This is a genomic window from Marinomonas sp. A3A (assembly GCF_018336955.1).
Classification (GTDB): domain Bacteria; phylum Pseudomonadota; class Gammaproteobacteria; order Pseudomonadales; family Marinomonadaceae; genus Marinomonas; species Marinomonas lutimaris.
The window spans coordinates 658,858-676,248 of record NZ_CP025532.1; the positions used below are offsets into that span (position 1 = coordinate 658,858).

17 protein-coding genes are annotated in these 17,391 nt (G+C 43.6%); 14 read left to right on the forward strand and 3 right to left on the reverse strand.

The window, feature by feature from the left end; genetic code table 11:
• Window positions 1-120: 120 nt before the first annotated feature.
• The 9 genes from CYL31_RS03025 (at window position 121) to CYL31_RS03065 (ending at window position 10,545) form a co-directional block, all read left to right on the forward strand.
• A complete protein-coding gene (locus tag CYL31_RS03025) occupies window positions 121-3,327 on the forward strand; it encodes a CHASE domain-containing protein (RefSeq protein ID WP_249411680.1) in 3,207 nt (1,068 codons plus the stop codon).
• Between the two features lie 30 nt (window positions 3,328-3,357).
• Window positions 3,358-3,705: an Hpt domain-containing protein gene (locus CYL31_RS03030; RefSeq protein ID WP_212917510.1), complete on the forward strand. Its 348-nt coding sequence runs from the start codon at window positions 3,358-3,360 to the stop codon at window positions 3,703-3,705.
• A 227-nt stretch (window positions 3,706-3,932) separates the two neighbouring features.
• Complete coding sequence (ugpB, locus tag CYL31_RS03035) at window positions 3,933-5,234, forward strand: sn-glycerol-3-phosphate ABC transporter substrate-binding protein UgpB (protein WP_212917511.1); 1,302 nt, start codon at window positions 3,933-3,935, stop codon at window positions 5,232-5,234.
• 99 nt (window positions 5,235-5,333) lie between these two features.
• The gene (gene ugpA / locus CYL31_RS03040; RefSeq protein WP_212917512.1) at window positions 5,334-6,212 is read left to right on the forward strand and encodes a sn-glycerol-3-phosphate ABC transporter permease UgpA; all 879 of its coding nucleotides are present in this window, start codon (window positions 5,334-5,336) and stop codon (window positions 6,210-6,212) included.
• Window positions 6,209-7,057: a sn-glycerol-3-phosphate ABC transporter permease UgpE gene (gene ugpE, locus CYL31_RS03045; RefSeq protein ID WP_212917513.1), complete on the forward strand. Its 849-nt coding sequence runs from the start codon at window positions 6,209-6,211 to the stop codon at window positions 7,055-7,057. The genes ugpA and ugpE overlap by 4 nt, the downstream gene beginning before the upstream one ends.
• A gap of 2 nt (window positions 7,058-7,059) precedes the next feature.
• Window positions 7,060-8,127, forward strand: a complete 1,068-nt coding sequence (locus tag CYL31_RS03050; RefSeq protein ID WP_212917514.1) for a sn-glycerol-3-phosphate import ATP-binding protein UgpC — start codon at window positions 7,060-7,062, stop codon at window positions 8,125-8,127.
• A gap of 7 nt (window positions 8,128-8,134) precedes the next feature.
• Window positions 8,135-8,908, forward strand: a complete 774-nt coding sequence (locus tag CYL31_RS03055; protein WP_212917515.1) for a glycerophosphoryl diester phosphodiesterase — start codon at window positions 8,135-8,137, stop codon at window positions 8,906-8,908.
• Window positions 8,909-8,954: 46 nt separating this feature from the next.
• Entirely contained in the window at window positions 8,955-9,713 is a 759-nt protein-coding gene (locus tag CYL31_RS03060) for a DeoR/GlpR family DNA-binding transcription regulator (protein WP_212917516.1), read from the forward strand.
• Between the two features lie 7 nt (window positions 9,714-9,720).
• Complete coding sequence (locus tag CYL31_RS03065) at window positions 9,721-10,545, forward strand: HAD family hydrolase (RefSeq protein WP_212917517.1); 825 nt, start codon at window positions 9,721-9,723, stop codon at window positions 10,543-10,545.
• On the opposite strand, the gene CYL31_RS03070 is transcribed toward CYL31_RS03065, so the two are convergent.
• Window positions 10,532-11,452: a DUF808 domain-containing protein gene (locus CYL31_RS03070; RefSeq protein WP_212917518.1), complete on the reverse strand. Its 921-nt coding sequence runs from the start codon at window positions 11,450-11,452 to the stop codon at window positions 10,532-10,534. The two genes, CYL31_RS03065 and CYL31_RS03070, sit on opposite strands and share 14 nt — an antisense overlap.
• A 42-nt stretch (window positions 11,453-11,494) precedes the next feature.
• Complete coding sequence (locus CYL31_RS03075; RefSeq protein ID WP_212917519.1) at window positions 11,495-12,262, reverse strand: IclR family transcriptional regulator; 768 nt, start codon at window positions 12,260-12,262, stop codon at window positions 11,495-11,497.
• A 196-nt stretch (window positions 12,263-12,458) separates the two neighbouring features.
• On the opposite strand from CYL31_RS03075, the gene CYL31_RS03080 reads away from it, so the two are divergent.
• From CYL31_RS03080 to CYL31_RS03090, 3 genes are all read left to right on the forward strand, one after another.
• Window positions 12,459-13,643: a GAK system CofD-like protein gene (locus CYL31_RS03080; RefSeq protein WP_212917520.1), complete on the forward strand. Its 1,185-nt coding sequence runs from the start codon at window positions 12,459-12,461 to the stop codon at window positions 13,641-13,643.
• Between the two features lie 160 nt (window positions 13,644-13,803).
• Window positions 13,804-14,823 carry a response regulator gene (locus CYL31_RS03085; RefSeq protein WP_212917521.1) on the forward strand — a complete coding sequence of 340 codons (1,020 nt, stop codon included), beginning with the start codon at window positions 13,804-13,806 and terminating at the stop codon, window positions 14,821-14,823.
• Window positions 14,820-15,305: a transcriptional regulator gene (locus tag CYL31_RS03090; protein ID WP_212917522.1), complete on the forward strand. Its 486-nt coding sequence runs from the start codon at window positions 14,820-14,822 to the stop codon at window positions 15,303-15,305. The genes CYL31_RS03085 and CYL31_RS03090 overlap by 4 nt, the downstream gene beginning before the upstream one ends.
• 83 nt (window positions 15,306-15,388) lie before the next feature.
• On the opposite strand, the gene CYL31_RS03095 is transcribed toward CYL31_RS03090, so the two are convergent.
• Window positions 15,389-15,892 (reverse strand): ATP-dependent zinc protease family protein, encoded by a 504-nt coding sequence (locus tag CYL31_RS03095; protein ID WP_212917523.1) that lies wholly within the window; start codon window positions 15,890-15,892, stop codon window positions 15,389-15,391.
• Window positions 15,893-16,117: 225 nt separating this feature from the next.
• Here CYL31_RS03095 and CYL31_RS03100 point away from each other — a divergent pair, with 225 nt between their 5' ends.
• Window positions 16,118-17,038, forward strand: coding sequence for a D-hexose-6-phosphate mutarotase (locus tag CYL31_RS03100; protein ID WP_212917524.1), 921 nt, complete (start codon window positions 16,118-16,120; stop codon window positions 17,036-17,038).
• 103 nt (window positions 17,039-17,141) lie between these two features.
• Window positions 17,142-17,391: transposase (locus CYL31_RS03105; RefSeq protein ID WP_212916660.1), on the forward strand; the 250-nt coding region annotated here is incomplete at its 3' end.

A 17,391-nucleotide genomic window follows, 5' to 3' on the forward strand; every position in this document is an offset into this window, starting at 1 on the left:
ATTTTATGTACTTCTTTCTAGTTTATGTTTCTCTGTAGACGGCTTTCTTATGCTGTATTCACTTTCTTTTTATTACATAACGTAACCAATATTAAATCTTAAAAACTCGTTGTTTTAGCTATGCTTAAACCATCTTTGATGGAGCAAGTGATTATGATGAGAGTGATGACGATAGTCGCCTTAACTGCGATGGGGTATTTTATCCTTGGCGTTGTAGGGTTGGCTGTTGCTATTTCACCGGGGTACTCAACGATTATTTGGCCAGCTTCTGGTTTTGCGGTTGTGGCTTCTATCTTTTTTCCTAAGCAAGCGCCGTTCGGTATTTTCCTAGGTTCTCTATTGCTAAATATCGGTGCGACTTGGGTTAATCATCATGTTTTTGCTTGGTCTCTTCCTGCTCTTATTGCTTTTGGCTCGACCTTGCAGTCTTTTGTTGGTGGCTATTTAGTTCGCCGTTTTGTAGGTATACCTTTTCAATTTCATCGGACTGGCTTAGTGGTTAGGTTTGTCTTTTTAGCTGGTGTTTTGTCTACTTTGATTGGCGCTAGTATTGGTTCAACGTCGCTGCTTTCTTTTGGAATCATTAATAAGACGGAATTTTTAACTAATTGGCTGGTTTGGTGGGGCGGTGACATGATCGGGGTGCTGGTCATGGTGCCTTGGTTGGCGGTGTGTTTCCCTCAGTACTTTGGTAATAAATTCGAGTATCCGCTGCGTTTAGTGGGTGGTTTTCTATTTGTCTTGGTGCTTACGATTGTTTTGTCTTGGGGAAGCAGTTATTCCGAATGGAATAAGCAGTCGAAAGAGTTTCGTTCCAACGCTGAATTGTTGGAGGTGCTGCTTAATAATCGTATTAAGAACAGTGTGGATATGTTGCACAGTTTTGTCGGCTTGATAAACGGCAGTGAGCAGATTGAAGCGAATGAGTTTGAGCTTTTTGCGGATAGTGTGATGCGTCGAGATGATTCTATTTTGGGGGTGTCATTAAATTTTGCCGTGGCTGGAAAAGATATTGCTAGTTTTGAACGGTCTATTCAAAAAAATTATCCAGACGATATTTTTCGTGTGAAGGAAAGGGACAGCGAAGGTAAGCTTAAACCTGCGACGCCAAGAGATAGGCACATTGTGGTGACCTTTATTAGCCCCTTACAGAGCAATAAAGCGGCATTAGGTTACGACGTTTATTCGCAAGCCGATCGACGTTTTGCCTTAGATCAGGCTATTTCGTCACGTCAAGTTTACCCCACGGCTCCACACAAGCTAGTTCAAAATTCGAATGCTGTATTATTGTTTTTGCCATTTTTTGATCGAGAAACCGATGCTTTTTTAGGTGTTGCGACAGCGGTCATCGAGATTGATACGTTAACCGATACCATTGTTAAGCAAGGGCTTCTCCCCAATACTGAGCTCTACTTGGTCGATACTGATAACGCGACATCCAAGCCGATTATCGTGACAAAAAATACAGCAGCTCATTTGTCCGCAGAAGACTTGGTTGCTCGTTACCTGGCTGGTGAATTTCATCATGCGGTTAATTTCGTGATTAATGTGGGTGGCAAAAACTGGCAGTTGTATCAAGTTAGTGATAACTACTTTTTCAAACAGCCTTGGATCGTGAAGTTTGTTCTAGCTTGCGGCTTTTTATTCACGGGTTTGTTTGGGTGGTTTTTATTGATTGTGAGTAGCCATACGGCGGAAGTTGAAAATCGAGTGAGATTAAGGACGCGAGATTTGCAGTTGGCAAACGAGCATTTAAAAGCGTCTGAACTAGAGCAGAGTAAAGCCAAAGAAGAAGCGCAAGAAGCCAACCGTGCTAAGAGTGAATTTTTGGCAAACATGAGCCACGAAATTCGTACGCCATTAAATGGCGTTATTGGTTGTTTGTCTTTGTTGATGAATACGAAATTGCAGCCTGAACAGTCGAATTTAGCAAAAATGTCTCAGCAGAGTGCGGAATCCTTGTTGGATATTATTAATGATATTTTAGATTTGTCTAAGATTGAGATGGGAACCTTAGCGTTAGACAAGCAAGAGTTTGAGTTACGGGCGTTAATTGAAGAAGTGACCAATATCTTTGTTTTAAAAGCCGAAGAAAAGGGCATTGTATTAAATTCGCCAACCACACCGGTTCCTAATATATTGTTGTTTGGCGACAGATTGCACCTCAAACAAGTGTTGGTTAATTTGATGGGTAACGCAGTCAAATTTACCCAAGAGGGTGAGGTGGCGTTACGCCTTTCGGTTGAGCCGTTAGTTGATGACGGTGTCGTTTTACACATTAATATTGAAGACTCTGGGATTGGTATTTCTGAAACGAATCAAAAGCGTTTGTTTCAGCGTTTTAAACAAGCGGATGGGTCGACAACACGCAAATTTGGTGGCACAGGATTGGGTTTGGCAATCAGTAAAGAGATTATCCAAGCCATGGATGGTGAAATAGGTTTAAACTCAGTAGAAGGTCAGGGCTCTGATTTTTGGTTTCGTATACCACTCACTGTGGTTTCAACTGCAGAGCAGATCCCCTTGGTGACTGGTGGCACAGAACAAGCTGTTAGAGTGACGTTAATTTATGCGAATAAAACCGGTCGTGAGTATGTTGCTGGATTGTTAGAATCATTAGGTGTCACCTACAATACTTACGACAGTATCGGCAGTGCACTTGTGGATAGTGTATGGATTGGAAATTGTATACTTCTGGACTCTGATGTCGTTTCGGCTTCTACTGATGTCTCTGAATGGAATGCATTTTGCCAGAAAAATGCGATTAAACGCGTGTTATTACAAGGACGTTCAGATATGGATTTTGATAAAGAAGTGTATGTTGCTGCTTTAACAAAACCTGTCTTTCATCAGCCATTGCTGGACGTGCTTGAAAATCTAAAACCATTAGTGGAAGGAGAGCCTGTGATGGCGGCAAACGAAGTAGAGAAAGTGCCAGAAGGTCGGCCAGTATTTAAAGCCAAAGTACTGTTAGCAGAAGACAATTTGACTAATCAGATTGTTGCCCGTGGTTTGTTGAACTTGTATGGCGTAGAAGTTGTGGTGGCAGAAAACGGTCAGAAAGCCGTTGAGCATGCACAAGCAACCAAGTTTGATATGATTTTCATGGATTGTCAGATGCCTGTAATGGATGGTTATGAAGCGACTCGAACCATTCGCCAGTTTACTGATGGGCAAACGCCTTCTGATGTGGCGATTGTTGCACTTAGCGCCAATGCAATGAAAGGTGATGAAGATGAGTGTTTTGCCGCTGGTATGAATGATCATATCGCTAAACCAATTTCACAAGATAAGTTGGTAGCGATACTCACAAAATGGCTTCCTTAGAGGGTAATATTGAAATGGAGATTCTTTGTCATGTTTGAGCCTAAGGTATTTGATAATACAGACTACGAGAGTCGTCTGGCCTATAACCATGAATTAATGACATTGGTTGCCAGTGAGTTTATTAAAGAAGCAACTGTCTTGCTAGAAATGCTACAGGCTTACATGATGGATGAAGACTGGGACGATTTTGCTTTGGTTGCACACCGTTTAAAAGGCGCAGCCTTGGAAGTGTCCGGTTATCGTTTTTGTCAGCTAATCACTGAAATGGAAGGTTTAGCGATACAAGGTAAAGGTGATCAATTACCTATTCGTCATACTGCTTTGAGGGAGGCGTTTGAGGCTTTGGCGCTTGCTCTCAAGCAAGAAATTTTGCGTTAAATTTTATCTAATAGACTTTTGTAAACTTTTTATAGCTCTTTCGTTTTTGTTTATCTCGCTTTCATTTCCTGTTTTTTATCTCTTTATTTCTGTCCTTTCGTTTAAAATGGTTTCATTTGAATTGTAATTGTATTTCAAATGAAACCTAACTATCATCAAAGTGAAACATTTTCTTTCTATAGTCGTTCTTTCTTTTCTAATAAAAACTCATTGTGAGGAACACGGAAATGCATAATTTGAAGTTGGCGTCAGTTGTTGTTGGTTTATCCATTGCGAGTTCAGGCTTTGCAGCTACACAAATAGAGTGGTGGCACGCAATGGGTGGTGCAAATGGCGAAAAAGTGAATGAAATTGCTAAGGCGTTTAATGATTCACAAGATACTTATGAAGTTAAGCCAATTTATAAAGGTAATTATACCGAGACAATGACGTCGGCGATTGCCGCGTTTCGAGCGAAACAACAGCCAGCTATCGTTCAAGTGTTTGAAGTTGGTACTGCCAGTATGATGGCGGCAAAAGGTGCCATTTATCCAGTATATAAACTGATGAAAGATTCAGATCAGGCGTTTGATGAAAGTGCCTATTTGAGCGCGGTGACGGGGTATTACTCTAACAGCGATGGCCAAATGCTTTCTATGCCTTTCAACAGTTCAACTCCTGTACTGTATTACAACAAAGATTTGTTCAAAAAAGCGGGCATCAGCCAAGCTCCAAAAACATGGCAAGATGTTGAAAGCGTTTCTAAAAAATTACTTTCTTCTGGTGTGAGCTGTGGCTTTACCACAGCTTGGCAATCTTGGGTGCAATTAGAAAACCTAAGTGCTCGTCACAATGTGCCATTTGCCACGCTAGAAAATGGTTTTGGCGGTTTGAAAACTGAGCTGAAATTTAATGGTCCGCTGCAAGTTGCTCACATCGAAAAGATGGGCGAATGGCAAAAAAATGGTATTTTTAGCTACTCTGGTCGTACCAATGATGGCGCGGCGAAGTTCTACAGCCAAGAATGTGCGATGTTTACTGAGTCTTCCGCAGGTTACGCAGGTATCAAGCGTAATGCGAAATTTGACTTCGGTGTTGCCGAGCTTCCTTATTGGGAAGGCAAAGTAAAACAGCCTTCCAATACTATCATCGGCGGCGCGTCTTTATGGGTGTTGCAAGGACATTCTAAAGAAGAATATAAAGGTGTCGCTTCTTTTCTAAGTTATTTATCTAAAGCATCTGTACAGGCGGATTGGCACCAATTTTCTGGTTACTTACCAATCACCAAAGCGGCTTACGACTTGACCAAAGAACAAGGCTTCTACAAGGCGAACCCTGGTACAGAAACTGGTGTTATTCAAATGACGACAGGTACTCCAACAGCGAACACTAAAGGTTTGCGTTTGGGGAATTTTGTGCAAATTCGTGGTGTGATCGACGAAGCACTAGAGTCCGTATGGAGCGGCGATGTTGATGCTCAAACTGCACTGAATACAGCGGTTGAGCGTGGTAACACATTGCTTCGTAAGTTTGAAAAAGCGAACGACTAAATGAAATCAGCGCCCTTATGTTTTTTTGCATAAGGGCGCTTTTTATTGCATGGCATATTTTTCTTTTTAATTTGTTGTTTTCTTTTTTTGGATTGTCCGATGACGGTTACCTTCCCCCAAAAAGGCCTGCCTTGGCTATTGTTGTTGCCTCAGTTGTTGGTGACGGCGATTTTCTTTCTTTGGCCTGCTGAGCAAGCCTTGGAACAAGCGTTTTACCAAGAAGACGCATTTGGCTTGAGTCGTGAATTTATTGGCTTGGAAAATTTTGCCGATTTATTTACTGACCCTCTGTATTACCAGTCTATGTTAACCACCTTGGTGTTCAGTTTTTCTGTTGCCATTGTGGGTATGTCGTTGGCGCTGTTGTTGGCCGTCATGGCGGATCGAGTGATTCGCGGCAAACTGGCGTATCAGACATTATTAATCTGGCCCTATGCTGTCGCGCCTGCTTTGGCGGGTGTTTTGTGGTGGATTTTGTTTGATCCGAGCATGGGGCCGATTGCGCTTTGGTTGAAGACTGCAGGTGTCAATTGGAACCACTATCTTGATGGCAACCAAGCGATGATATTGGTGGTGATTGCCTCTACTTGGAAGCAAATCAGCTACAACTTTTTATTCTTCCTTGCGGGTTTACAAGCGGTACCTCGTTCGCTTATTGAAGCGGCAGCGATTGACGGTGCGAGTCCGTTTAAGCGCTTTTGGACCATTGTCTTTCCGCTTTTGTCGCCGACGACCTTTTTCTTGTTGGTTGTTAACCTTGTGTATGCCTTCTTCGAAACCTTCGGCGTGATTGATGCGACGACCAAAGGTGGTCCTGGGCAAAGCACGACCACCTTGGTTTATAAAGTGTTTGATGACGGATTTGTCGGCTTGGATCTGGGTGGATCGGCGGCGCAATCGGTTGTGCTCATGGCGATTGTCGGTTTGATGACGGTCATTCAGTTTCGTTTTATTGAGCGTAAGGTGCAGTACTCATGATCGAAAATCGACCTTGGTTAACTTTTGCGAGTCACGCGACATTACTGACGGGGATCGCTTTAGTGGCGTTACCTGTTTGGATGGCGCTGGTGGCATCGACACATCCTGCTTCGGCGTTTGGTGTTGGTCATATTCCTTTGTGGTTTGGCGATGCGGGCGCAGAAACATGGGGCACCGTGTTGTTTGAAAAAGCCGGTAACGGCGTGGATACGCCAGTCTGGTTTATGATGCTGAACTCGTTGATCATGGCGCTGGGGATCACCTTCGGCAAAATCGCCATTTCATTGTTGTCGGCTTATGCGATTGTGTTCTTTCGCTTTCCGTTTCGTAATCTGTGCTTTTGGATCATATTCATGACCTTGATGTTGCCTGTTGAAGTACGGATTGTGCCGACTTACGAGGTGGTGGCGAATCTTGATTTGCTTAACAGCTATACGGGTTTAACCTTGCCTTTAATCGCCAGTGCGACGGCAACTTTCTTGTTTCGTCAGTGCTTCTTGAGTATTCCGGGTGAGTTAGTGGAAGCCGCTCGAATGGACGGCGCTGGGCCATGGCGTTTCTTTTTTGACATCTTGTTGCCGCTGTCTAGAACCAATATCGCGGCCTTGTTTGTGATCTTGTTTATTTATGGTTGGAATCAATATCTATGGCCTTTGCTGATCACCACAGACGACGCTTATTACACTTTGGTAATGAGTATTAAGCGCATGTTGTCGGTGACGGATGGTGATATCGCATGGAACCAAATTATGGCAACCACCTTATTAGCGATGTTGCCACCGGTTGCGGTGGTGATTGGCATGCAGAAGCTGTTTGTTAAAGGCTTAGTGGATTCGGAGAAGTAGTAATGACGGACGTTATTTTAGAAAAAGTAGGCAAGACCTATCCTAATGGTTATCACGCGATTCCAAGTGTGGATTTATCGATTGAAGAAGGCGAGTTTATTGTTTTAGTTGGTCCATCAGGCTGTGGCAAATCCACCTTGTTGCGCATGGTGGCAGGCCTGGAAAGTATTTCTACTGGTGAACTGCGTATTCGTGGCGAGCGTATGAATGAAAAAGAACCGGCTGAACGCGACATCGCCATGGTATTTCAGAATTACGCCTTGTACCCACACATGTCCGTGTACGACAACATGGCTTACGGCTTGAAAAACCGCGGCATGGCGAAAAATCTTATTGAAGAAAAAGTCAGCGACGTGGCAGCTATGCTGGGTTTAACCGAATTGTTACAGCGTAAACCGCGTCAATTATCGGGTGGTCAGCGCCAGCGTGTTGCCATGGGGCGCGCTATGGTGCGTGACCCGAAAGTGTTTTTGTTTGATGAACCATTATCTAACCTAGATGCTAAGTTACGAGTGCAGATGCGTGTCGAGATTCGTCAGTTGCAGCGTAAATTAGGCACCACGACCTTGTATGTGACCCATGATCAGGTGGAAGCCATGACCTTGGCAGATCGTTTGGTGGTATTGAATAAAGGCAAGGCGGAGCAGATCGGTACGCCGATGGATTTATACAATAAACCGGCAACGCCTTTTGTTGCTGCGTTTATTGGTTCTCCGTCGATGAATTTGATCGATGCGAATCTTACCGAGCAAGGCATTAAAATTTCTGGGGCGTTAACCTTGCCATTGTCTCATCAACACCGAGGTGGCATCGTGTGGGGGATTCGTCCTGAGCATTTAGAGGTGAGTGATGAGCAAAATGCCGATTTCGCTTTGCGTATCCAAGCGGTAGAATCCTTGGGAGCAGAGACGTTAATTCACGGTAAAATAGAAACAGAGTCCGGTAATGGCGAGCCTATGGTGGTACGTTTGTCTGGACCGCATTTACCGGATGTGAATAGCCTTATGTGGTTAACGGCGCCAGTGTCGCATTGGCACTTATTTGACGCAAAAACTCAACAACGATTGTGAGGTCGATATGGAAAACGACAGTGTTTCAACAGGTTATATTGTTAAAGACAAGGTACTAAACACCAAAGTAATGGGACATCGTGGTGCGGCATTGCTGGCGCCAGAAAATACCTTGGCGTCTATTCGAGCTGCTGCTGAAGTGGGCGCAACGTGGGTAGAGATTGATGTGTATTTAATTGCCGAAGGTGGATTGGTCATTTTTCATGATGACACACTGGATCGCTGCACCAATGGGACAGGCTTAACTCGCGATGCTCGTCCTACTGAAGTGGCTGAATTGGATGCGGGTGCCTGGTTCTCAGAGAAATTTGCTGGCGAAAAAGTACCAACATTATTGGACGCGTTGGAATGTATTCAGTCGTTGGGGCTTGGTTTGAATCTTGAGATTAAACACGACAGCGCAGACGTGGAAAACATTGTGCCTGCTGTGATGGCTATGTTGCGTGATCACTGGGAAGACAACAATAAGCTGATGATCTCTAGTTTTAACTTAGCGGCGTTAGAGCTTTGTTACGAAATTGATGCTCAGCGCCATCTTGCGCCTTTGTATGAGGACATTCCTGACGACTGGCAAGAGCAGCTTAAGGCCATTAAAGCGTACAGTTTGAATTGCGATTACTCTCGATTGACCGAAACGCAAGCGCGAGCCGTGAAAGCAGCAGGTTATAAACTGTTGTGTTATACCGCCAATGACCCTAAAAAAGTGGAAGCACACTGGGAATGGGGAATGGATGCGGTGATTACCGATGACCCAACGAAGTTTGCTTTTTTATCAGCCTAGTTTTTAATTAGACAGGTTATTCTTATTGATTTAGTTAGGTTTTTTTGTGGGTTTGAATGAGCGACAAAATCAGATATTGAACTGGGTGCAACAAGAAGACGCGTTATTGGTGGAAGAGATGGTGACACGTTTTAACGTGTCATCGCAGACCATACGTAAAGACATTAATCAGCTGGCTGAGCGTCATCTTGTTCGTCGTACTCATGGTGGTATTGCCCCGGTTTCCAGTACGGAAAACTTGCCGTTTGACCATCGTCAGTTTTTAAACAGTGATGCGAAAGAAGCTATTGCCGCTAAGGTTGCTCAGATTATTCCAGACGGCGCCTCGGTGTTTTTAGGCATCGGCACAACGGTTGAATACGTGGCGAAAGCTTTGGTGTCGCACACTAACTTGCAAGTCTTTACCAACAACTTAACCGTGGCGAGCATTTTGGGTGATTACCCTGAGGTGCGAGTGCGAGTGCTGGCGGGGAAGTTGCGTCATCGTCATCATGATTTAGTGGGTGAAGAGACCTTGTCTGGGCTGCGCCAATACTATTTCGACTATGGCGTATTAGGCTGTGGTGGCATGGATGAAGCTCAAGGTATATTGGATTTTGACCCTGAAGAAGCGGCGGTAAGTCGTGTGTTGGTCGAACAGAGTCGTCACAGCTTGTTGGTCGCCGATCAACATAAGTGGGGGCGCAAAGCGATGGCACGGGTACAGCCTTTTGCTGCGATAGATTGGCTTTTTAGTGATGTGTTAACCGAGTCTCAAACTAAACTACTCACCTCTCATGGTGTTCAAATTCAACTCTGTTCTTAGGACGAATATGTCGATATCTGCTGTAGCGCTTTCCGCTTTAGAACTTTCTTCTTTAGGCAAAAGTACCTGTCAAAACTTACGGTTTATTTTAACCGACTTTGATGACACGCTGACATGGGAAGGTCAGTTGCCTGTTGAAACATTACGAGCGCTTGCGCAACTCGAAGCGAATGGTATCAAAGTGATTCCTGTAACGGGCGGCTGTGCTGGTTGGTCTGACATGATTGCCAGAGCACTGCCTGTCGATGGCGTGATTACCGAAGGCGGAGCCTGTTTTATTGGTAGAACAGCTGATCGTCATCTAACGTATTCTTTCTGGCGTGATGAGTCAGAAATGCGTGCAGAGCAGGCTCATATATTGACTCAGGTTAATCAGGTTTTAACGCAATTTCCGCGTTTGCGTTTGGCAAGAGATCAAGCGTATCGACTCACTGATGTGGCGATTGATTACGCGCAAGATGTTAAACCCGCCGCAGTAGCTGACAAAGATGCTTGTTTGGCCGCGTTAATGGCTATGGGCTTAAACGTTAAGGCCAGCTCGATACACATTAACGTGTGTTCTCAAGGTTACGATAAGTTTTCTATGGCGCAGCGCGTGTTAGGTGATGTATATGGATTAAGTGAAGCGCAGCAGCAAGAGCAAGTGCTTTACGTTGGTGATGCGCCTAACGATGAAAGTATGTTTGCTCGTTTCCCGCTGAGTGTTGGTGTGGCGAATATCGCCGAGCACTTGTCGATTATGCGTCACCATCCTCGTTACCAGACGACGCAACCGGGCGGCTTGGGTTTTGCCGAACTAGCTGATTTTATTCTGTCCGCTAGGCAGATTTAAGCTTTTTTACTTTTGAGAGCAGAGAAGCAATGCCAACGGCAACGCCACCTAGAATTAAGCCAACTGAGAAGCTAATGCCTGTGTTTATTAGGCTTGTTACAAGTGGGATTTGGGCTATTTCACCAGACACTGCCATGTCAGCAAGATGATGCAAAGTTGGCAAACCATGAACAAAAATACCGCCGCCTACTAAGAACATAGCAATGGTGCCGACGATGGTCAAAAGGCGGATCAGCATTGGCGCACCTTTCAATATGACTAAACCAAGTTGTTTGACAAATACGGTTTTTGATTGGTTTAGGTGTAAGCCAATATCATCAAGACGCACGATTAACCCAACCAAGAAATATACACCGACGGTGACAATAAAGGCGATCAGGCTAACGACAATGGCTTGTGTTAATAAACTTTCTCCCGCCACGGTGCCAAGGGCGATAACGATAATTTCGGCTGATAAAACGAAGTCGGTACGAATTGCGCCTTTCACTTTGCTTTTTTCAAGGGCTAAGAGCTCTTTAGCAGAGTTTGCTTGTTTGACGTTTTTTCTTAGGGTTTCTTTTTCTTCATGGTTATCTTTAAACGTATGAAGGACTTTCTCCACCCCTTCAAAACACAAATACAAACCGCCAGCCATCAATAAAGGTTGAATCAACCAAGGTATAAAAGCGCTGATGGCTAATGCTAACGGCACTAGAATCAGTTTGTTAAGAAAAGAGCCTTTCGCTACTGCCCAGACGACAGGAAGTTCACGATCCGCTTTGACTCCGGAAACTTGCTCGGCGTTTAAGGCAAGATCATCGCCTAATACGCCAGCGGTTTTCTTGGCCGCGACTTTAGAGAAAACAGCGACATCGTCCAGCAGTGTGGTGATGTCATCAAGAAGTGCTAATAAACCTGTCATAGCCATGATTATTTTCCCTAAAAGGTTGTTTCAAAGTGTCTTGGTTGCTTACTCGCAGTCGCCCAGTCGTTTAGAAATGGTATCTGCTGCTTGTTTCACTTGTACTTTCATCACGTCATACGCCTCGTCACTGGTGCGAAAGGCGGGCGCGGTCACACTTAGTGCAGCCACGGCTTCATGGCGTGAGTTGAAAATCGGTGCTGCCGCGCATTTTATACCCATCTCATGTTCTTCTAAGTCGAGAGAAATACCTGTTTCTTTAATAAGTTTAAGATTGGCTTTTAACGCTTCAGCTGAGTCTAAAGTGTGTTCTGTGTGGCGGGAAAAGGCTTGGGCGTCAATGACGGCTTGTTGTTTATCGTCTGGTAAAAAAGCTAGCATAGCTTTGCCAACGCCTGTGCAATAAACGGGACCTTTTTTTCCTACCGCGGAATACAATCGCAGACTTTTGGGGCTTTCGAGTTTGTCGATGTAAATAACGTCAGCACCATCTAAGACCGCAAGGTGAATGGTTTCTTGTGTGCTTGACCACAAGTCTCGCATTGGTGCGGCGGACACATCTCGGATATCTAAATTCGCCCAAGTACGATGCGCAAGAGCAAGCAGCCCGTAACCTGGATAATAGGCTTGTTTGTTGTCATCAAAGCGCACCAAGCCATGTTCTAGTAAGGTATTTAACTGTCGGTGAGCGGTCGCTTTTGGGAGTTCAGAAAGGTCAACCAATTCGGCAAAACGTAATGGTACCGGAGACGTGCAAACATGGTTTAGCATGTTTAACGCTTTGCTAAGAGATGACCCCGAGGTTTTTGTTTCCATGACGCTTCCTAGTTGTAATACGTGCTATTGTTAATTTCATATTAGGCATTTTAGCACCCTGTACGATGGGAAGATAATATCCACTTGGTTTTAAGTTTTTTGTCACAACGGTTTATTTTTCATTTGTTACTATAGTGCGATAGTTTTAGTGGCGTTGTTCGTCTTTTTTATTGGTGTGAATATATGAGGTTTCTTTATGACGAGCTTTTTACGTATTTGGCGTCGCATGACTATGCCGGATCTGGTTCGTGTTCATCGATATCACAGCTTGCCTGAGCAAGGGCCAAAAGTCCTTTTTTTTAGTGGCGGCTCAGCTTTGAATAAAATCAGTCGAGTATTTAAAGAATATACTCATCATTCTGTTCATTTAGTAACGCCTTTTGACTCTGGTGGTAGTTCAGCACGATTGCGGGCTGAATTTGATATTCCTGCGGTAGGGGATTTACGCAGTCGTTTGATGGCATTAGCAGACGAAACGGTAATGGGGCAGCCAGAAGTATATGATTTATTTACCCATCGTCTTCCCCAACAGGCGGAGCCTTTAGTATTAAGAGAACAGCTTCAGTTATTAGTATCAGGTGAACACCCTCTTATTGAAGGCATTCCAAACCCTATGAAAGCCTTGATTCAGACTCAGCTGGCGGTGACTCAAGCTCGTATTCATGATGAGTTCGATTTGCGCGGTGCGAGTATTGGTAATCTGATTATGGCGGGTGGATATTTAAATAATCAGCAGCAATTAGATCCTATTGTTTTCTTGTTTTCACGATTAGTAAAAGCGCTAGGTGAAGTGAAAACAACGTTAGATGCCAGCTTACATTTGGGTGTTGAACTCGATAATGGCGATATTGTCTTAGGGCAGCATAGGATTACGGGAAAGGAAACTGATGAGTTGTCTAGCCCGATAAAGCGTATGTGGTTAAACAAAGGTTTGCGTAGCGTAGTGCCTACCAATTGTCATATAGCTGATGATCGCAAGGATGCCATCGAAACAGCCGATTTGATTTGTTACCCACCGGGTAGCTTTTATAGCAGTCTTTTGGCGAATCTTTTGCCGGAAGGTGTTGGGCGTTCTATTTGCCAAAATCCTAACCCTAAAGTGTATTTGCCTAATTTAGGTACAGACCCAGAACAGCAGGGTTTGTCATTGATGGAGCGGGTAAGGCGTTTAGTTTCTACTGTCACTGCCGATACAGAAGTTGTAGGCCCATTTTCTGCTTTGGATTATTTGTTACTTGATGATTCATATAATTATGGCGAGCTAGACAGTGAATTATTAAATGGTCTAAATATTGTAGTTATCAGAACACCATTGATTACTGAAAAGCAGCATAAGTACGATGAGTGCTTGGTTGCCAGAGCTTTGCTGTCTTTTGTTTGACTTCACGAATTGAAGTGGCAAAAAAAGTTTGTGCTATCTTTAAATTAGATATGGTTTAGATTAATTCTGGTTACGTGACGTAACATTTTTGTATTTTTAAAAACAAGGTCTTAAGTGTCATAGTACGTGGTATGTGGCGCTGATCAAAAAGAGAGTGGTAATGAGTACACGAGTACTGATTTGTGACGATTCAAAAATTGCACGCAAGCAGTTAGCAAGAATATTGCCGACAGACTGGGATGTCGAAGTCGATTTTGCGGAAGACGGTCAAGAAGCACTGGATATGTTGTCATCCTCTGTTTTTGATATTTTATTCTTAGATTTAAATATGCCGGTGAAAGACGGTTATGAGACGCTTGAGGCGTTACAGTCTTTTGAGCAGTCACCAGCGGTAATAGTAGTCTCTGGTGATGTGCAGCCGAAAGCGATACAACGAGTAAAAGAAATGGGAGCAATCGCCTTCCATAAAAAGCCCGCATCGGCTGAAGAGCTGCGCAGTTTATTAATTTCTCTTGGACTTTTTTCTGTTGGAGATGATCAGCAGAATAAAGTCGTTGTTGAGCAGCCTACTGCAGCTGAGCAGTTTACGCTTAATGAATGTTTACAAGAAATTTCGAATATTGCCATGGGGCGTGCTGCAAGTGTATTGGCAGAAATGCTAAATGTATTTGTTAAGCTACCAGTGCCTACCGTGAACATTTTGGAAGTAAGTGAATTGCAGATGGCACTAGATTACAGTGTCAAAAATGACAGTTGTTCTGCTGTATCACAAGGTTATGTCGGTTCTGGCATTGCGTTTGAGACATTGCTCATTTTTAGCGATTCCAGCTTTCCTGATATGGCGAAACTTTTAGGCGTGACGGATACCATTACGAGAGAGTTAGAAACAGAGCTCTTGATGGATGTATCTTCGGTTTTAGTTGGTCCATTTATGGCTGCCATCGGAAAACAGCTCAATATCGATTTTAGTCACAGTCATCCGTTGTTACTTGGTCAGCATGTTAAAATTGCAGACTTAATTAACGAAAAGAAAGCGACGTGGAAAAGAACGTTAGCGGTTGAAATTGTCTATGAAGTGGAAAACTATCAGATTAGTTGTGATCTAATTATGCTTTTCACTGAAGACTCTGTGCCGACACTAGAGAATTTATTGTCCTTTTTAGTTGAGGAAGACGAATGAGTAATGAAGCAGAAGGGATGGCAGATCTCCACTGGATGTTTGATATGCTTCATCATATTGATGTTGGGCTTGTTGTTTTGGACTCGAAATATCGAGTAAAGCTATGGAACAACTTCATGGAAAACCACAGCGGAGTGAGTTCATCGATAGCTAAGGAGCAATCTTTGCTGGCGCTTTATCCAGAATTAGATACGGGGTGGTTACACCAGAAGTTGGATAATGTTTTTGGTTTGAAAACACCGATTTTTATATCTTGGGAGCAGCGCCCGCACTTTTTCCCATTTAAGAGTTATCGCCCAATTACAGGCATTGCGAATAGGATGTATCAGAACGTAGCGATACGTCCGATCTCCAGCCCTGATGGGTCAATAAAGAATATATGTTTGGTTGTCTATGATGTGACTGATATTGCGACCAATAAAATGGCGTTGTCGGCTGCTAACCAGAAATTACGACGTTTGAGTCAAGCTCTATCAAAATAGTGCTCTCTAAGTATGAATAGCACTCTCTAAATAGTAATTACCTTCCTTTTGTTTATTCAGTGGAAAAGGAAGGCGTTTTTTTGCTATTTCTTTTTGGTCGTTTTCTTGGCAGGGATTTTATAGAGTTCCACCAAATTTTCTTCTTGTTTGTCACCCTGTAGGCATAGGCCTTCAGGGTCGATGAGAACGCGCCCATTCATTGCTTCACGTCCAAGTAACATTCTGTAGCCCATGCTGTCGCGATTGGTTAGCGTGACTTCTGCTTCCCATGAGATACCACCAAGAGAAAGGGGGACTCGAATGACGGGGCGGCTCTCTTTGTCTCCGCTAGAGCTTTTTATGACTCTTTGGTCGACAAGCTGAGCTTCACAATGAACGGTTACTTTACGGTTCTTTTGTAGAGGATGGACTTCAAAGCTTACCCAGCTCTCATCGTCACGAGAAAAGCGCACAATATTGATCGCATGCATAGATGATGTTTTTGCACCTGAATCAACTCGCGCCTTTATTGCCGGAATATTAAGAGAAGGAAATGCGCACCACTCGTCACAACCAATCACCATTTTGGGTTCGTTCTGTTGATTCATAAAAAATATGACACCTTTTAAAATGAAAGCAGTCTACGTTAACGGTAATGAAAACGTACCCTAAGTTGCTGTGTTTTATAGCGTAAAAGTGCGATCAGGTTAAGTCTTTATTGATGCACAGCAAGGCTATCTGTTTTGTTGTATTGTCAGTATAAGCTCAAACTATTGTAATCATTGTATCTAAAGTTAATATGGGCGTACGAAATTACTTTAATGGAGTTGTAGATGAATGGCCGACTGATGCAAGAGTTGGAAGAGTTGGGTGGTGAAATACGCCCAGCAAGCTTAAAAAAATGCGACGAAATTGTCATTGAGCAACCGGGCTTTAGTGCGGTTATTGCCTTATGGGGCGGGCATTTGGAGAGCTTTATTCCTGCTGGTCAAGAGGATCTTTTATTTCAATCTACCAATCAGGGTGGTGAAGGTCGTTTTGGGCGTCGCCACTTTGGTGTTCCTGTTTGTTGGCCTTGGTTTGGTGCCAATGAAACGCAGGCTGATTTCCCTGCACATGGTCTTGCACGTTATTTTCGCTGGGAATTTATTGAGGCTGGGCGTTTTAAAAATGGCGACGTGAAAATTGTTATTCGTTTGGCGTCGGAAGATCATCCTCTGATTGAAGAAATGTGGCCGTTTGCTTTTGAATTACGACAAGTCTTTCGTTTTTCTAACAAGGGCTTTCGAGTTAATTTTTCAGCGGCTAACTTATCTGATAAGCCGATGCCAATTAGTGAAGCATTGCACACTTATTTTCATGTTTCAGATAATCAGAATGCAGAGGTGCATGGCTTAGATCAAGTGAGTTATGTTGATAAGTTTGATAATGGTCAACAGAAATTGCAGCAGGGTGTTGTTACCCCTTGTGATTACATGGACAGAGTCTATGTTGCCGCGCCTGAAAAATGTGAAATTCAGGATGCTGGCTTAAATAGAAGGTTAGTGATTAGCACGGAGGGCAGTAACAGTACTGTGCTATGGAACCCAGGCTCAGAGCTTGCTAAGCAGCGTACTGACATGGAAGACGACGATTATCGTCATTTTGTCTGTGTTGAGGCCGCTAATGCGCTTAGTGATGCTTACAGCATTCCAGCTGGTGGAATTCATCAACTTAAGTTAAAAGTGAAGAGCAAGCCTCTGGTTGACGAATAAGCGTTGAATCAAGAGCTTTTCTGAAAGGTTTTGTCTATAAAAAAACCCGTTGGTTGAAGTGACCCCCAATAGTTGGACAACCAATATTGGGGGTTCTTTTTTTATGTCAAAGTACAGTCGCACTTTTAAAATTGCATTAGCTCAACAATGTCTTGATGGTGTTTCATCACCAAGGGTTCTTGGAAAACAGCTATCCATTCCATATAGTCAGATTCGCTATTGGAGCAAGGTCTATAGCTTCAATGGTGAAGAATCGTTTCTACCGCCAAAATTTCCTCGTACCGCTAAAAATAAGGCTGATATCCTTAAAAGAATGTGGTCAGAAAATTGGTCATTAACTTACACAAGTGCCT